Source organism: Corynebacterium argentoratense DSM 44202, from assembly GCF_000590555.1.
In the GTDB taxonomy this organism is placed as follows: domain Bacteria; phylum Actinomycetota; class Actinomycetes; order Mycobacteriales; family Mycobacteriaceae; genus Corynebacterium; species Corynebacterium argentoratense.
Genome location: NC_022198.1, coordinates 330,614 through 346,218 on the forward strand (window position 1 = coordinate 330,614; position 15,605 = coordinate 346,218).

Here is a 15,605-nt window from a genome sequence, read left to right on the forward strand (position 1 = left end):
ACTACTTCCAGAATTGGGATACATGCAGACCGAAACTGTACAGCGCAGCCCGCACTACCGGCAGTGACAGCCCGATCACGTTGGATGGGTCTCCTTCGATGCGGTCGATGAACCAGCCACCTAGTGCCTCCAATGTGAATGCTCCGGCGCAGGGAAGTGGTTCGCCTGACGCCGCGTAGCGTTCGATGTCGTAGTCGGAGGGGATGCCGAACGTCACCGTTGTGGAGGCGACGTGCTCGTACACTGCACGCCCGCCGGGCGAGATGATGCAGTGCCCTGTCATGAGGTGGCCGGTTTTACCGCGCTGGTTCTTCCAGCGTTCAATCGTTGCTTCGACCGTGTGGGGTTTGCCCTGAAGCTCACCGTCGAGCAGCAGCATGGAATCGGCGGCGATGATGACGTCGTCGGGGTGCTTGCCGGCGATTGCTGCGGCCTTTGCGGCGGCAAGGCTGGTGAGTACGTCCGCAGGCTCGGCGTCATTAAGCGACGTGATGATGGATTGTTCGTCGACATTGGGTGGGTCGACAAAAGGCTCCACCCCGGCATTGCGAAGAATGCTGAGCCGGGAAGCGGAGCCTGATGCGAGAACGATCTTCATACTGCAAGGCTAGTGCTTGTTGGTGATCAGTAGAAGGTTACATTCCTGAAAGCGTTGGGGTTGTAGGTCACTGGCTTGCGCAGGCGCTCTTCCACATCGCCCCAACGGTTGCGGTCTTTTTCAGCGGCGTCTTGTGCTGCTGCATTGTTTGCCATCACCGCGAACAGGGTGGTGATGGCAGCAACCTGGGTGGCGTCCGGGTTGCCGTTGATGACTTCCAAAAACGGCTTCGCCGGAGGGGTTGCGGTGGCGTCTTGCTCGCCGCTATCGCTTGTGTTTTCTGGGTTTTCAGACACTTTCACGCTCCTTTACAGCGGAATATTACCGTGCTTCTTAGCCGGAACGCTGACGACCTTACGATCAAGCAGGCGGAGGCCTTCGATGATCTGGCCGCGAGTCTCGGAGGGCGGGATGACGGCGTCGACGAAGCCGCGCTCTGCAGCCATGTAGGGGTTGACGAGAGTTTCTTCGTATTCCTTCTCGTATTCCTTCATCAAGGCAGCAACGTCCTTGCCTTCAGCGGCAGCGGCCTTGAGCTCCTTGCGGTAGATGAAGCCCACGGCGCCGGATGCGCCCATGACGGCGATCTGGGCGGTCGGCCATGCCAGCACGATGTCGGCGCCCATGTCCTTGGAGCCCATCACGCAGTGTGCGCCACCGTAGGACTTGCGGGTGATGACGGTGATCTTGCCGACGGTGGCTTCTGCGTAGGCGTACAGCAGCTTGGCGCCGCGGCGGATGATGCCGTCGTATTCCTGTGTGGTGCCGGGGAGGAAGCCGGGAACGTCGACGAACTCGATGATCGGGATGTTGAAGGCGTCACAGGTGCGGACGAAGCGGGCGGCCTTTTCGGAGGCCTTGATGTCCAGGCAGCCAGCGAACTGCATCGGCTGGTTGGCCACGATGCCGACGGAGCGGCCTTCGACGCGGGCGAAACCGATGATGATGTTCTCGGCGTAGCCCTCCTGAATTTCGAAGAACTCACCGTCGTCTGCGACGCGGGTGATGACGTCCTTCATGTCGTACGGCTGGTTCGGGGAATCCGGGATGAGAGTGTCGAGCTCGAGGTCGGAGTCGTTGATGTTTTCCTGGATGGAGCCAACCATGATGTCGGCTTCCATGCGGGGGGTTTCTGCGCGGTTGTTGCTGGGCAGGTAGCTGCACAGTTCGCGCACCCAGTCCAGGGCGTCTGCATCGTCGGCTGCGGTGTAGTGGGAAGTGCCGGACATGCTCATGTGGGTGGAAGCACCACCGAGTTCTTCCTGGGTGACTTCTTCGCCGGTGACGGTCTTGATGACGTCGGGGCCGGTGATGAACATCTTGGAGGTCTTGTCGACCATGATGATGAAGTCGGTGAGTGCGGGGGAGTAGACGTGGCCACCTGCACATGCGCCCATGATGAGGGAGATCTGTGGGATCACGCCGGAGGCTTGGGTGTTGCGGAAGAAGATCTGGGAGTACAGGCCCAGGGAGACAACACCCTCTTGGATGCGGGCGCCGGCGCCTTCGTTAATACCGATGAGCGGGACACCAGTCTTGATGGCTAGGTCCATGATCTTGACGATCTTCTCGCCGTACACCTCACCCAGTGCACCACCGAAGACGGCGCCGTCCTGAGAGAACACGCAGACCTTGCGGCCGTCGATGGTGCCGTAGCCAGTGACGACGCCGTCGGTGATGGGGCGCTTGGCGTCGAGGCCGAAGTTCTTGGAGCGGTGGCGGGCGAGGGCGTCGACCTCAATGAAGGAGCCTTCGTCGAGAAGGTATTCGATGCGCTCGCGGGCGGTCTTCTTGCCGGCCTCGTGGGACTTTTCGATGGCTGCCTGACCCATGGGGGCATGGGCTTCTGCGATTCGAGAACGCAGGTTGGCGAGCTTACCAGCGGTGGTCGTGAGGTCGGGCTTGTCGGAAGCGTCGTTAATCTGTGCAGCGGTCATGCGACTTAGTCTAGAGGCTCATGGTGGCGTTTAGGGGGCTGAACGGAAAAAAATTTCCCGAAAACGTGGCTTGCCCCACTAATGTGGGGGTAATGAGATGCTCATTGCCGCGTCTAGGGGGTGCTTGTCGTGCTGTGCTCCTAAGCTGGCGGGCATGACGAACTTCGATGAGGAAGCACCCCAGTGGGACACTCCTATTCGCCTGGAGCGCACCCGCGCCCTCGCCGCACAGATGCTCTCTCAGATGTCACCTCTGCCTGGCGGGCCTGATGGTGTCACTGTTGTTGACTTGGGCTGCGGCACTGGGGTCCTCGGCTCGTCGTTTGCTCGCGGGCTTGTCGACGCGCGCGGTGGGGATTGTTCCGTGACCGTGGTGGGGGTTGACCCTTCCGCCCAGATGCGCGAGCGTGCTAGCGAACGCGGGTTGCTTGTTGTCGATAGCCTAGAGGTCGCCCAGCAGTTCGCCCCGGTCGATGTGATCGTCAGTTCCATGGCTTTCCATCATATTGATGACGTCGCGGGGGCACTTGCCTCATGCACAGCACTGTTGCGTCCGGGTGGCTGGTTGTTCGTCGCGGACCTTGATGAGGGGCAGGAGTTTTTCCACGCGCACCTGGATACACCCATCGACGGTTTCAATCGTGATGGTTTTGTCGAAGCACTTGAGTCAGCAGGGTTATCCGGCGTCACTATTGATGATGGGTTCGTTGGTTCTAAACCCGATCATGCTGACTCAACGATCAGCCACGCCTACACCGTGTTTCTTGCTTCGGCCCGAGCGCTTGCTGGGCAGTGAGGTCGCGGCGATGCATCTTGCTTTACAACTAGCCGGTATTGCGCTGATTATGGTTGCGGCCGGTCATGTTATTCGACCGGAGCGTGGGCGCGACGGAGTGTGGCTGATTGCCAAGGTGATGGGTTCGCTGGCGCTGACCGCAGTCGAGTGCATCGTGACGTTCGTGCTGTTTCTCGTGGGTGCGGGTGCGCTTGTGTACCTGATCGCAGCACTTGCCCCGTCTGTGGATGAAAGCGCTATATACACCTCGTTTAGTGTGTCGACTGAGCACTTGATGGTGCCGGTGCTCATTGTTTTATGTATGACGGGTATTAGTGCGGCGTGGGCGCACCGCAAGCTTGCGCGCAGGATCCCGTGGTTGAGGCGTTCCGCCGCGCACTCGCAGTTGGAGGAGTACTTCATCCAATGGTCCACTATTTATTTGAGCGTCTATCAGTTGGTGTTTAACGAGCTCACCCATGCAGCAGACAAGGTTCACGAGATTGACGGCATCAAAGTGGTCTTTGATGGGGTGTTGAACCCGGACAACCTCAACCTCACCATGCTGCCCTTGCTGTTTAGCGTGTGGGTGGCGATCGTGATGGGCAACATGGCAGCCAAGCATGATGCTGCACGTGCGGCTGCAGCGCACTGAGTCTGCGGCCGCTCTGGGCCGCGATCGCAAGGGTTTTTACAGGGGGATGTTTCCGTGTTTACGCGCCGGGCGGGCAACATTTTTATCGCGCAGTAAGCGCAGGTTGCGGGCGATTTGTCCGCGGGTTTCGCTGGGAAGGATGACGGCGTCAATCAGGCCGCGTTCCGCAGCAAGGTAGGGGGTGAGCATGTAGTTGTCGTATTCGCGTTCGAAGCTGGCGATGAGCTCCGCGAGTTCTTCAGCGTCCAAGCCCTGGGCTTTAGCTTCAGCGATGTCTTTGCGGTGGAGGAAGCCAACAGCTCCGGCGGCACCCATGACGGCGATTTGCGCGGTTGGCCATGCAAGGTTGAGGTCTGCGCCCAGGCCCTTAGAGCCCATCACGCAGTAGGCTCCGCCGTAGGCTTTGCGCATGGTGACGGTAATCTTCGGAACGGTTGCTTCTCCGTAGGCGTAGAGCAGCTTGGCGCCGCGGCGCAGGATGCCGCCGTATTCTTGGCCGGCGCCGGGGAGGAAGCCAGGGACGTCCACGAGCATGACGATGGGGATGTTGAAGGCGTCGCAGGTCCGGACGAAGCGCGCAGCCTTTTCTGAGGCGTCAATGTCAAGGCAGCCCGCGTACTGGGTGGGTTGGTTGGCGACGAAGCCGACGGACTGCCCTTCGACCCGACCAAAAGCGATGACGACGTTAGCTGCGCGGTCTTCCTGAATCTCGAGGTAGTTACCATCGTCGGTGATTTTTTCAATGATGTCGCGGACATCGTAAGGCACGCTGGGGGAGTCCGGGATGATTTCGTCGAGGCTCAAGTCATCGGCGGTGAGGTTGTCTGCGATGGAACCTTCCTCGGCGTCATAATCTCCAATTGGCGCGAGGGTGCGGTTGTTGCTGGGCAGGTAGCCGACAAGGTCGTGAACCCAATCGAGTGCTTCCTCGTCGCTGCTGGCGGTGTAGTGGGTGTTGCCGGCGAGCTCCATGTGGGTGCTGGCGCCGCCGAGTTCCTCCTGCGTGATGTCTTCACCGGTAACGGTTTTGATGACGTCGGGGCCGGTGACGAACATTTTGGATGTTTTGTCGACCATGACCACAAAGTCGGTGAGCGCGGGGGAGTAGGCGTTACCGCCGGCGCAGGCACCCATGATGACGCTGATCTGCGGTACGACGCCGGAGGCGCGGACGTTGTGGTAGAAGGTCTGGGCGATGAGGTCGAGGGAGACAGCGCCGTCTTGGATGCGGGCGCCGGCGCCTTCGTAGAGCCCGATGAGGGGACGGCCGGTGTCGACAGCGAGTTGCTGGATTTTGATCATCTTTTCGCCGTAGACCTCGCCCAGGGCGCCACCGAACACGGTGCCGTCTTGGCTGAAGATGCAGACTTCGCGGCCGTCGATGGTGCCCCAGCCGGTGATAATGCCGTCGCCGGTAGGACGCTTGGAAAACATGCCGAAGGCGTGGGTGCGGTGGCGTGCTAATTGGTCTGTTTCGACGAAGGAGCCTTCGTCGAGCAGGTAGTCCAGCCGTTCACGGGCGGTGAGTCGATCGGCCTCGTGAACTTTGTCGACTGCGCGCAAGCCCATGGGGAAGGTGGCCTCGGCGCGCCGGGCTTTCAGGTCTGCGATTTTTGACGCCGTGGTGGCTGTGGTGGGTCCTTCGAGTTCATCAATGCGGAAAGGTGAGGAAATTGTCATGTTTTGGAACTATAGAAGCTTGATTAGTTTCTGGCCACAAAAACGCCCCGAAAATGCCCTAAATGTGAGTAATCCCTCATATTTTGGGCGGGTTATACTAGCTCTCATGACAAGCCGGGAACCCCTAGATATCGACGCACTTCGCCGCAGCCTGCCGCACTACGCACGCATTGACTACGCACCCACCATGGGGTCCACCAACACTGAACTTGTTGCAGCCGCCAACAACGGCGCCCCCGCCTGGACCGCAACCCTCACTGACTACCAAACCGCAGGCCACGGACGTGGGGGACGCGCATGGACAGCGCCCGAAAACAGCCAGCTCATCCTCTCCGTCCTCATCCGTCCGGGAGCCGACGCTATAGACAACCTAGGCACCATGCCGCTGGTCACCGGACTAGCCATCATCGACGCGCTCAAAGAACTCGGATACGACGCTGCACTCAAGTGGCCGAACGACGTCCTACTGGACGGCCGCAAACTCTGCGGCATTCTCGCCGAAGCTGTCTCCCTCGGCCACGAGCCCGCCTTCGTCATCGGCCTGGGCTTAAACATCTCGCTTACCGAAGAGGAACTACCCGTACCCCACGCCATTTCCTTGGCCCTCGCCGACCCCTCCCGCACAGACACACTCAATCGCACAGACATCGCCGCGTGCGTGCTGGGCGCACTTCACACGCGGCTGTCAGCTTGGGCGCGCGGCGACATCCAACCCCTGCTTCGCGACTACCGCCAAGCATGCGCCACCATCGGGGCCGACGTGCGCGTCCTACTACCAGGAGACACCAGCCTCAGCGGCACCGTTACCGACATTGCAGACAGTGGACAACTGCTGGTCAAAGACCCCCGCGGCGTCATCCATGAATTATCCGCAGGCGACGTCGAACACGTCCGGCTGCGCAACGGCTCCTATTCCTAAAAGCAAACAACCGGACTACCAGATGTTTGTGCCCTACGAGGACGAAAACACTTTCGTCGACTTAACCAGCCCCATGACCTCCCTGTTCTACCCCCTAATGGAGGCAATAGCAGCCACGGGGTTGGCATGGATGGCAATCGGCTACATCGACGCCCACAACATCGACCCCCGCGCCCACAACGCACTCGTAGCGCTCTGGGCATTCGTGATCCTCTGGCGACTCATACTCCCGGCCATCACAACGCGCCGACGCCGCATCATCGTCACTGACTACCGCGTTTACCACCGCAGCGCAGGATGGTTCGCCGAAGAACTCGACATATCCCTCGACGACATCGACCACGTCGAACGTGGCCGCGGGGCACTCATCCTCCACCGAATCGACCACGGACGGCCCTACATCATCCACAAAGTGCCCAAAAACCGCGCCGTCGTCCGCCGCATCAATGAACTGCTGGGAATCTACACCGGCTAAAGTCGGAATACGTGACTAACGTGACAGTGATCGGCGACGGCCAACTCGCCCGCATGATGCAACCGGCAGCCATCGAACTGGGAATCACCCTGCGCGTCCTGGCAGGCTCCCCAGACGCATCCGCAGCCCAGGTAATCCCAGAGGTCATCCACGGCGACTACACAAGCCTCGAAGACCTCCAACGAGCAGCAGAAGACACCGACGCCGTCACCTTCGACCACGAGCACGTCCCCACCGAACACTTGCGCGCCCTCCAATCCGCAGGAATCAACGTCCACCCTGGACCAGACGCGCTGATATACGCCCAAGACAAACTGCTCATGCGCGAACGCCTCCGCGAGCTAGGCGCGCCCGTTCCGGAATTCGCGGCAATCAACAGTATCGACGATGCCCTAGCATTTTCTGCCCAGGTTGGCGGCCAGGTTTGCCTCAAAGCACGACGCGGAGGCTACGACGGCAAAGGCGTGTGGTTCCCCGAAGGTGCGGACATTGTTTCCCTCGTAGGCGAACTACTGGACGCCGGCACCCCACTGATGGCCGAACGCAAAGTCGACCTGGCGCGCGAACTGTCAGCACTGTGCGCCCGCAGCGCTACCGGCGAAGTACGCTCCTGGCCAGTGGCGGACTCCGTACAAAAAGACGGCGTCTGCTTCACAGCCCAAGCCCCAGCAGCAGCCCTACCCCAACCCTGGATTTCCGAACGCCTGGGCAGTGACGCCCCCGCAGGTACAGGGCTGGAAGCACTCACCGAACTGGCCGAGTACATTGCCACCAGCCTGGGCGTGACCGGCGTGCTCGCGGTAGAACTCTTCCAAGAAAAAGACGGACGAGTCCTCGTCAACGAACTAGCCATGCGGCCCCACAACACCGGCCACTGGACCCAAGACGGATCCGTCACATCCCAATTCGAGCAACACCTCCGCGCAGTCCTCGGCTGGCCACTAGGCGACACATCGCTCCTCGCCCCCACCGTCGTGATGGCAAATACCCTCGGCGACACCCAAGGCGCCCGCGACGTCATGAACCTTTACCCAGACGTCAAAGTGCACGTCTACGGCAAGCAAGCGCGCCCCGGGCGCAAAGTCGGGCACGTCAACCTCTGCGGAACAGACCCCGACGCCACCCTCCAGCGCGCCACCGAGGCAGCAGCAATCGTCGTTGGTGGCATCAACGACGCCCAAGGAAGGAACTAAACATGAATAACCCCACACCCCTCGTCGGCCTGATCATGGGCTCCGACTCCGACTGGGACACCGTCCAACCCGCCGCCGAAGTCCTCGCGGAATTTGGCATCCCCTTCGAAGTAGGGGTCGTCTCAGCCCACCGCACCCCTGCGCGCATGCTCGCCTACGCAGAACAAGCAGCCGACCGCGGACTGAAAGCCATCATCGCGTGCGCGGGCGGAGCAGCACACCTGCCCGGCATGGTCGCGGCAGCAACACCCCTGCCTGTCATCGGAATCCCCCGGGCACTCAAAGACCTCGACGGCATGGACTCTCTGCTGTCCATCGTCCAAATGCCCGCAGGAGTACCCGTCGCGACAGTATCCATCGGCGGAGCGAAAAACGCAGGCCTCCTGGCAGCACGAATTCTTGCCGCAGCCAACCCCGAACTGCTGCAGCAGATGAAAAACTACCAACAAAAAATGAACGACGAAGTGCTACGCAAAGACGAAGCACTCCGCCGTCGACTCACCGGTGGGCAAGACTAGCTCTTCACACCACCAGCAGTAAGCCCCGCGACGATCCGGCGCTGGAATACAAGCACCATAATCACCAACGGAACCGTGACCAGCGCACCCGCCGCCATCGTCGCGGCATAAGGGAACTCGAAAGAACTCGGGCCCGAGAAGCGCGCAATCGCCACAGTCACCGGCTCAGTTGCATCACTGGACAACTGCTTGGCCAACATGAACTCGTTCCACGAAGCGATGAAGGCCAAAATTGCGGTGGTGAACAACGCTGGCGCAGCCAAAGGCAGCAACACCAAACGAAACGCCTGGAAACGGCTAGCGCCATCCACACGGGCGGCCTCTTCCAACTCCCACGGCAACTGCTTAAAAAAGCTAATCAAGGTGTAAATCGTTAGCGGCAGTGCAAAAGAAATATTCGGAATAATCAGCGCCTGGTAAGAACCAATCCACCCAATGTCACTAAACAACTGAAACAGGGGAGTAACCAATGCGATGCCGGGAAACATTGACGCCGCGAGCACAATGCCCGTTACAATACCCTTGCCCCTAAAGTTCAAACGGGCCAAAGCATAGCCAGCAAAAACACCCACCAATACCGCAAGAACGGTAGTAACACCACCGACCAACAAAGAGTTGCCGATAGCCCTCAAAAAATCATTACCCTTATCCGTTGACAGAGCATCAGCAAAATTCTGCAACGTGACATGCGTGGGCCACGGAGTCGTATCAAAGGTATGCGACTTATCCCTAAAAGCTGTCACCAACATCCAATAAAAAGGCGCCAAACCCCACACCAAAATAGCCACAACGCCCACATATGTGCGCACCATCGACGCACGCCCCCCACGACGCCGACGAGCAGAAAAAGACACTTTAGACATCACGCAACACCTTTAACCCTTAAGCTCAACGACACTCGGGCCAGACGGCAACGAATGCTTTACCTGTGGACGCGCAGTCGACGTGCGGCGCGTAGCCCCCGCGACGTCAGCACCCAAAAACTTCACCATGACGAACGCCACGGCAAAAATGAATAGAAACACCAACGTCGACAGCGCAGAAGCCGAATTGAAATGCCCCTGGCGCATATCCTCAACCACCAATTGGCTAATAGTCGCAGTAGGCGCATTTGAACTAGCCGACACCAAAATCACCGGCAAGTCGTACATGCGCAAAGCATCCAAGGTTCGGAACAACACAGCCACCATCAGCGCAGGCTTCACCAAAGGCAAAGTAATCGACCGGAACATTTGCCACGTCGACGCTCCATCGACCCGAGCTGCTTCGTACACACCCCGCGGAATCATCTGCAGACCAGCCAAAATTAGCAACGCCATAAAGGGGGTGGTCTTCCACACATCCGCCACAATCACAGCAGTACGAGCAGCCCACGGGTCAGTCGTCCACCCAATGTCAGTACCCAAAAGAGAATTCACGATGCCACGGGGAGCGAAAATGAACTGCCACAGCTTCGCCGTCACAGCCGTCGGGATAGCCCACGGCACCAACACAGCAGCCCTCAACAAGCCGCGCCCGCGGAACTCTTTGTTCATCACCGTCGCCATCCAAAAACCCAACACCGTTTCCAAGGCGACAGTCACAACCGCGAAGAAAATAGTGATCCGGACCGCCGGCCAAAAATCAGAAGCGATCACACCCGACGGGCAGGTGCCAACCTCGCCGCTGGCGGTCATACACCGCTGAGTCAACCAGTAAATATAGTGATCAAAGCCCGCAAAACCGCTCTCGGTAAACATCCCGGTGACAGGATCAAGGGCCTTATCATCGTGGAAGGACAACCATATGGCCCGGGTGATCGGGTAGCCAATCACCACCGCCAGCACAAGCAGCGTGGGGGCGATGAGCAGCGCAGCTGAACGCGACTGTTTCATGCCCTCCACCCTACCGCGTGGCCAGCCGTAACCCGGGTAACAACATTCCCTCTATAGCAAGCTAAAAGCCCTGCTCCGAACAGTGGAGCAGGGCTTAAAAAACCTGAGGTTGCGTGCGAGGCGCTACTTGGATGCGTTCTCGATCGCAGCCTTCATGTCCTTGGTGGCGTCCTCAACGCTCTTGTCACCAGTGATAGCGGCGTAAGCGTTGTCCTGAATAGCCTTGGAGATCGCCGGGTAGAACGGAGACACCGGGCGCGGTGCAGCGTTTTCCAGGGAGGTCTTCAGGGCAGGCAGGTAGGGGAACTTCTCAACCAGAGCATTGTCGTCGTAGATGCTTGCCAACACCGGCGGGAAAGCAGCCTCGGCGAAGGAAGTCTGGTTCTCCTTGTTCACGATGAACTTCATGAAGTCCAGAGCGGTTGCCTTGTGCTTGGAGTTGACATTGATGGCGTTGTTGTAACCGCCCAGGGTGGAGGTACCAACACCGTCCTTGCCGACCAGCGGCTGGACTTCGAACTTGCCATTGGTGGCCTCGGACTCAACAGCGTTGTCGTACATGTAGGGCCAGTTGATGGCGAAGGCAGTATCGCCAGCCACGAACGCAAGGTTGGTTTCTTCCTCGGTGGTGGCGGTGGCGGACTTGGCGATGACGCCGTCCTTGTAGCCATCAACCAAAGCCCGGAGGCCAGCCTGGGAATCAGGGGAATCGACGGTGATTTCTTCACCGCCGAGGACGCTGCCGCCCCAGCCTTCCATGAAGTCGGTGGTGTTGACGGTCAGGCCCTCGTACTGCTTGAGCTGGAGCAGCAGGCAGTCCTTGTCCTTAACCTCGCCACAAGCATCGACCAGATCCTGCCACTTTTCCGGAGCGTTGGGTGCAAGCTCGGTGTTGCGGAACAGCAGCTGACCGTTGGTGTTCTGCGGCAGGGCGTAGAGGGTGTCCTTGTAGGTGGCGGAGTCAACAGTCGGCTGCAGCAGATCGCTGGTGTCTACCTTGAGGTCGCCGGTCAGGGGAGCGATCCACTGGTTAGCGGCGAACTCTGCGGTCCAGACGACGTCGAGTGCCATGACATCGTAGTCGTCCTTCTTAGCCTGCAGGGACTGAACAAGGGTTTCGCGCTGGGCGTCGGCCTCACCGGCTAGCTCCTTGAGCTCAACCTTTTCGTCAGGGTGTTCTGCGTTCCACTTTTCAATGATCGGGATGATCTTGTCAGTGTCGTTCTTACCCATTGCGAAGGTGATGGGGCCGCGGTCCGCGGTGCCTTCGGATGCCTTGCTGTCCGTTGCGGGAGCAGAGCTGCTGTTGTCGCTGGAGCAACTAGCGAGGAACAGTCCACCCACGAGGGTGGTGGCTGCGACGGCGCGGAACATCTTGCGGTTGGTCTTCATAGGTTCTTCTTCCCACTCGACGCGCGGCAACCATGGTCGTGTGACCTAGGCGCTGCTAAATGGATGCTTGTGAGCAAGCTTAGCGTCAGGCGTCGACTCGGACACCGGTTTCGGGGTTAAAGAAGTGTGCGTGTGCGTGATCGAACTTAAACTGCAGCTCAGTGCCCGGCGCAGGTGAGGGGCCAGAATGCAGCTTCGCCACGATAGTGAGATCCCCACCCCCGGATGGGTGGGCATAGACGTAGCTTTCGGAACCTAGCTCTTCCACAATATCGACAACGACGTCGAGGGAAACCCCCTCAGACCCAGTGCCCGCAGAGGCAGCAGGTTCGCCAGCAGCGCTGGGATCAACCACGCGCACATGCTCGGGGCGCACACCCATGATGACCTGGCCGAGGGACGGATGTTCGGAGGGCATCAACGACATCGACGGCGAACCAATAAAGGACGCCACGAAAGCATTCGCTGGGCGATCATAGAGCTCACGCGGCGGAGCTACTTGCTGAAGCTCTCCGTCTTTGAGCACCGCTACACGATCACCCATCGTCATGGCCTCAACCTGATCGTGGGTGACATAAATGGTGGTGGTGCCCAGGCGGCGCTGCAATGCAGCCAGCTCGGTACGGGTCTGCACGCGTAGCTGCGCATCCAGGTTACTCAGCGGCTCGTCCATCAAAAACACTTTGGGGTTGCGCACGATCGCTCGTCCCATGGCGACACGCTGCCGCTGGCCACCGGACAAATCCTTCGGCCTGCGATCAAGGTAGGGGGTGAGGCCCAAAAGCTCCGCAGCCTCCGCGACTTTGCGTTCAATCACTGACTTGTCTTCACCCGCGAGCTTAAGGGCGAAGGCCATGTTCCCGGCCACAGTCATGTGCGGGTACAAGGCATAGTTTTGGAACACCATGGCGATGTCCCGCTGGGCAGGCTCCCACCCGGTGACGTCTTCGCCATCGATGTAGATCGCGCCGGATTCCACCTCTTCCAACCCCGCGATAGCCCTCAGCGAGGTGGACTTTCCGCAGCCGGATGGGCCCACTAACACCAGAAACTCCCCATCGGGTATCGACAGATTAAGCCCCTCAACGGTGGGGGAGTCCGCCCCGGGGTAACGGATGGTGACATTGTCGAAGCGCACTTCAGCCATGTGCTTTAGAGTATCAACACTTTTCAGCTTCGCGGATGTGGCGCAGGCGTTGCTCGCTGACCTCACCGTCACTAAGCACGGTCACCGCTGAACCACCCGCAGCAATCGGAAGGATAATGACGTCGCGGAATGTCGCCGCATCCGACCATCCACAGGACAGCACGCGCCGCCCAGGGCAGTCGTTCGTCGTCCCGACAAGATCAGGCAACGGTTGGCACGCGTGCGGGTAGTGGTCAGGATAAGTGCGCACGAGGGGGAAGAAATCCTCGGCCCACTGGGGCAGCGAACCGCCAGTTTCGGTGACCCCCAAGCCCAGCGGATGATCGCTGATCACGGCGACCATCTCGGCGTCATCACTAGAAAACGTGTCAACCTGCTGGGCGCTGATAAACGTCAGTGCCTGGGGCTGATCAACAATGTGCATGCCTGCCTTCAACGCGCCAAGGGCGATCACGGCATAGGCCCAGCCGTTGGGCAGCAACATCCCAACGCTGTCGCCCGGTTCGAGGTCGTATTCGTCGCGCAGCATGTTCGCCACTTTGGAGGCCCAGTTGTCCAGAGTGGCGCCGGAAAAATCTAGGCGGCTGCCGTCTACTTCGTTATACACCGTCAGGCGAGGCGTGCTGAGGTCATCTAGGTGGCTGAGGAAACTCATGCACCACAGCTTAGTTGCGGGGTGTCCCCGTGCCCCGCCGGACTACATGAACGGTCAGTTCACGCAGCGTGGGCCGTCACCGCCGGCGCTGATGGTGGGGGAGACAATTTCTTCCTCAGTGCCCGGAATACCAGCAACCGTCCCGCTGCCGGCACTGCCATCAGTGGCGGAATCATCGACAGCCTGGAACTCTTCAGAGTTTGCGACCTTCTGGTCGTTGGCAATGGGGCCGTTGTAGTCAGCTGCCGCGACAACCACAGCTTCGCCCTTTTCCAGCGAACCCGTGACGACGATCGGCACGTTGCCCAACGTGCGGGCAAGGTCTTTGACCAGAGGATCATCCGCGTCGGCGGTGAGCACTTGCGTTTCGGCATACAAACCAGCGGGGGCGTTTCCGATATCACCGATCTGGTAGCCCTTCTTCTGCAACGCGGTGCCGATGCGCGAGGCCATGCCCGTGGTGGTGGAAGCGTTAAGGACGTGCACATCCAAGCCCAGGATTGGGTCAGCTGGGGTGTCTTCCTTATTTCCCTTATTGTTCTTGTCGTTCTTCTGCTCCGCGTTCTCCTTGGGGCCGAGCAGATCGCGGAAGAATTCGTGCACCTGATCAGAATCCACGGTGACGACGCTTTCGCCATAGTCGCCAACGCCGTCGATGCTGGTCACCGGGATGGTGTTGAACTGAACATTGCCACCGGCGAGGTTTGACAATTGGGTGGCCAGGCCCATGATGTCCCAGTCGGAGTCAATGGTCAGCGAACGGCGCGCGGCGTCACCAAGCTCGTTGAGCTTTGAAGGATTAGACAGCGTGTTTGTCGACAGCACGGAGTTCACCAGAGAAGCCATGTACGCCTGCTGGCGGACGATGCGGTCGAGGTCACCGCGCGGAAGACCGTGGCGCTGGCGGACGAACGACAAGGCGTCTGGGCCGTTGAGGCGCTGGCGACCGGCGGGGAAGTTCGCGCCGGAGAATTCGTCGTTGACGGCCTCGTTCAGGCACACATCAACGCCGCCGACAGCATCGGTGAGCAGCACGAAGCCCAGCAAACCAACTTCGGCATAGCGGTCGACCGTGATGCCCGTCAGATCACTGATTGCACTGATGAGGGCTTGGCGGCCGGCCTGCTTGGATTGGTTTTCCAGCTTGGTTTCGTCAGTGAGGCCGGAATCGAAGAGCTCAGCTTTTTTGTCCGACTTGTGCGCCCCGTAGACACCGTTGATTTTCATGTTGCCGAATTCGTCGTCATGAATGTAGGTGTCGCGGGGAATGGAGATCGCGGTGGCAGAGGAACCATCGTTGGGCACGCGGATGACCATGAGAGTGTCGGTGTTTTCGTTTTCCTCATCGCCCGCGCGCAGAATCTCGATTTCCTGCGGTGACAGGGGGTTGCCTTGAGCATCGGTGCGAGAGTCGATACCGACGAGCAAAATATCCAAGGCGCCGTCGGCTGCGTGGCCGAATTTAGAGCCTTTGCCTCCACCGAGGCTGAGGTCGTGGGCGGTGTTGGTGACTGACCCGAAGACGGAGTAGCCGAAACCGGATAGTGCCAGTACGACGACGGCGAGGAATGCGAGGACAGCACGCACGCCTTTCGGGCCGGTTTGTCGCACCGCAGCGTCGACGGACGGTGGCGCTTGGATGGCGCGTGTCCGGCGTTGGGAGGTGGGGCGGTCGTCACTCACGGTGAAAGTCTCCAGGTCGTGCTGTGTTCTGCTACCGCGGCTAGGGCGGTGCGGTTGACACATGGAGTATACAGTGCAGGCCGGTTTAGGCCGGGTTAGCTTAA

Annotated in this window: 16 protein-coding genes; 6 read left to right on the forward strand and 10 right to left on the reverse strand. The window is 59.7% G+C overall.

What is annotated here, in order from left to right; translation table 11 throughout:
- Position 1 precedes the first annotated feature (1 nt).
- From CARG_RS01635 to CARG_RS01645, 3 genes are read right to left on the reverse strand one after another with little or no spacing between them, the layout of a single operon-like run.
- Entirely contained in the window at positions 2–598 is a 597-nt protein-coding gene (locus tag CARG_RS01635) for a Maf family protein (protein WP_020975646.1), read from the reverse strand.
- A gap of 26 nt (positions 599–624) precedes the next feature.
- Positions 625–894: an acyl-CoA carboxylase subunit epsilon gene (locus CARG_RS01640; protein WP_020975647.1), complete on the reverse strand. Its 270-nt coding sequence runs from the start codon at positions 892–894 to the stop codon at positions 625–627.
- A 12-nt stretch (positions 895–906) separates the two neighbouring features.
- Positions 907–2,535: an acyl-CoA carboxylase subunit beta gene (locus tag CARG_RS01645; protein ID WP_020975648.1), complete on the reverse strand. Its 1,629-nt coding sequence runs from the start codon at positions 2,533–2,535 to the stop codon at positions 907–909.
- Between the two features lie 154 nt (positions 2,536–2,689).
- Here CARG_RS01645 and CARG_RS01650 point away from each other — a divergent pair, with 154 nt between their 5' ends.
- Together CARG_RS01650 and CARG_RS09505 are read left to right on the forward strand one after the other, a co-directional pair.
- On the forward strand, positions 2,690–3,331 hold the full coding sequence (locus tag CARG_RS01650; protein ID WP_020975649.1) for a class I SAM-dependent DNA methyltransferase: 642 nt from the start codon (positions 2,690–2,692) through the stop codon (positions 3,329–3,331).
- Positions 3,300–3,965: an SA1002 family membrane protein gene (locus tag CARG_RS09505; RefSeq protein ID WP_144198459.1), complete on the forward strand. Its 666-nt coding sequence runs from the start codon at positions 3,300–3,302 to the stop codon at positions 3,963–3,965. Before CARG_RS01650 ends, CARG_RS09505 begins: the two co-directional genes overlap by 32 nt.
- A gap of 36 nt (positions 3,966–4,001) precedes the next feature.
- Here the strand turns inward: CARG_RS09505 and CARG_RS01660 are convergent, their stop codons facing one another.
- Positions 4,002–5,645, reverse strand: a complete 1,644-nt coding sequence (locus tag CARG_RS01660; RefSeq protein WP_020975651.1) for an acyl-CoA carboxylase subunit beta — start codon at positions 5,643–5,645, stop codon at positions 4,002–4,004.
- A 106-nt stretch (positions 5,646–5,751) separates the two neighbouring features.
- Between CARG_RS01660 and CARG_RS01665 the strand changes: the two genes are divergently transcribed.
- From CARG_RS01665 to purE, 4 genes are read left to right on the forward strand one after another with little or no spacing between them, the layout of a single operon-like run.
- Positions 5,752–6,564, forward strand: a complete 813-nt coding sequence (locus tag CARG_RS01665) for a biotin--[acetyl-CoA-carboxylase] ligase (RefSeq protein ID WP_020975652.1) — start codon at positions 5,752–5,754, stop codon at positions 6,562–6,564.
- A gap of 22 nt (positions 6,565–6,586) precedes the next feature.
- Entirely contained in the window at positions 6,587–7,039 is a 453-nt protein-coding gene (locus tag CARG_RS09510; protein WP_020975653.1) for a YdbT family protein, read from the forward strand.
- 11 nt (positions 7,040–7,050) lie between these two features.
- Entirely contained in the window at positions 7,051–8,232 is a 1,182-nt protein-coding gene (locus tag CARG_RS01675) for a 5-(carboxyamino)imidazole ribonucleotide synthase (protein ID WP_020975654.1), read from the forward strand.
- A 2-nt stretch (positions 8,233–8,234) separates the two neighbouring features.
- Positions 8,235–8,750 carry a 5-(carboxyamino)imidazole ribonucleotide mutase gene (purE, locus tag CARG_RS01680; protein WP_020975655.1) on the forward strand — a complete coding sequence of 172 codons (516 nt, stop codon included), beginning with the start codon at positions 8,235–8,237 and terminating at the stop codon, positions 8,748–8,750.
- Here the strand turns inward: purE and CARG_RS01685 are convergent.
- The 6 genes from CARG_RS01685 to CARG_RS01710 form a co-directional block, all read right to left on the reverse strand.
- Positions 8,747–9,562, reverse strand: coding sequence for a carbohydrate ABC transporter permease (locus tag CARG_RS01685; RefSeq protein ID WP_041747262.1), 816 nt, complete (start codon positions 9,560–9,562; stop codon positions 8,747–8,749). The genes purE and CARG_RS01685 overlap by 4 nt on opposite strands.
- A 63-nt stretch (positions 9,563–9,625) precedes the next feature.
- Positions 9,626–10,624, reverse strand: coding sequence for a carbohydrate ABC transporter permease (locus CARG_RS01690; RefSeq protein ID WP_020975657.1), 999 nt, complete (start codon positions 10,622–10,624; stop codon positions 9,626–9,628).
- Positions 10,625–10,747: 123 nt separating this feature from the next.
- Positions 10,748–12,016 carry an ABC transporter substrate-binding protein gene (locus tag CARG_RS01695; protein WP_020975658.1) on the reverse strand — a complete coding sequence of 423 codons (1,269 nt, stop codon included), beginning with the start codon at positions 12,014–12,016 and terminating at the stop codon, positions 10,748–10,750.
- Positions 12,017–12,101: 85 nt separating this feature from the next.
- Positions 12,102–13,163 carry an ABC transporter ATP-binding protein gene (locus tag CARG_RS01700; RefSeq protein ID WP_020975659.1) on the reverse strand — a complete coding sequence of 354 codons (1,062 nt, stop codon included), beginning with the start codon at positions 13,161–13,163 and terminating at the stop codon, positions 12,102–12,104.
- Positions 13,164–13,176: 13 nt separating this feature from the next.
- Positions 13,177–13,818, reverse strand: coding sequence for a TIGR03089 family protein (locus CARG_RS01705; protein ID WP_020975660.1), 642 nt, complete (start codon positions 13,816–13,818; stop codon positions 13,177–13,179).
- A gap of 54 nt (positions 13,819–13,872) precedes the next feature.
- A complete protein-coding gene (locus CARG_RS01710) occupies positions 13,873–15,501 on the reverse strand; it encodes an LCP family protein (RefSeq protein ID WP_020975661.1) in 1,629 nt (542 codons plus the stop codon).
- Positions 15,502–15,605: the final 104 nt, after the last annotated feature.

Excerpts from the sequence above, each read along its gene's own strand:
- CARG_RS01685 (WP_041747262.1), bottom strand. The coding sequence starts at position 9,562 with ATGGTGCGCACATATGTGGGCGTTGTGGCTATTTTGGTGTGGGGTTTG.
- CARG_RS01665 (WP_020975652.1), top strand. The coding sequence starts at position 5,752 with ATGACAAGCCGGGAACCCCTAGATATCGACGCACTTCGCCGCAGCCTG.
- CARG_RS01695 (WP_020975658.1), bottom strand. The coding sequence starts at position 12,016 with ATGAAGACCAACCGCAAGATGTTCCGCGCCGTCGCAGCCACCACCCTC.
- purE (WP_020975655.1), top strand. The coding sequence starts at position 8,235 with ATGAATAACCCCACACCCCTCGTCGGCCTGATCATGGGCTCCGACTCC.
- CARG_RS01705 (WP_020975660.1), bottom strand. The coding sequence starts at position 13,818 with ATGAGTTTCCTCAGCCACCTAGATGACCTCAGCACGCCTCGCCTGACG.
- CARG_RS01645 (WP_020975648.1), bottom strand. The coding sequence starts at position 2,535 with ATGACCGCTGCACAGATTAACGACGCTTCCGACAAGCCCGACCTCACG.
- CARG_RS01635 (WP_020975646.1), bottom strand. The coding sequence starts at position 598 with ATGAAGATCGTTCTCGCATCAGGCTCCGCTTCCCGGCTCAGCATTCTT.
- CARG_RS01650 (WP_020975649.1), top strand. The coding sequence starts at position 2,690 with ATGACGAACTTCGATGAGGAAGCACCCCAGTGGGACACTCCTATTCGC.
- CARG_RS01700 (WP_020975659.1), bottom strand. The coding sequence starts at position 13,163 with ATGGCTGAAGTGCGCTTCGACAATGTCACCATCCGTTACCCCGGGGCG.
- CARG_RS09510 (WP_020975653.1), top strand. The coding sequence starts at position 6,587 with ATGTTTGTGCCCTACGAGGACGAAAACACTTTCGTCGACTTAACCAGC.
- CARG_RS01660 (WP_020975651.1), bottom strand. The coding sequence starts at position 5,645 with ATGACAATTTCCTCACCTTTCCGCATTGATGAACTCGAAGGACCCACC.
- CARG_RS01690 (WP_020975657.1), bottom strand. The coding sequence starts at position 10,624 with ATGAAACAGTCGCGTTCAGCTGCGCTGCTCATCGCCCCCACGCTGCTT.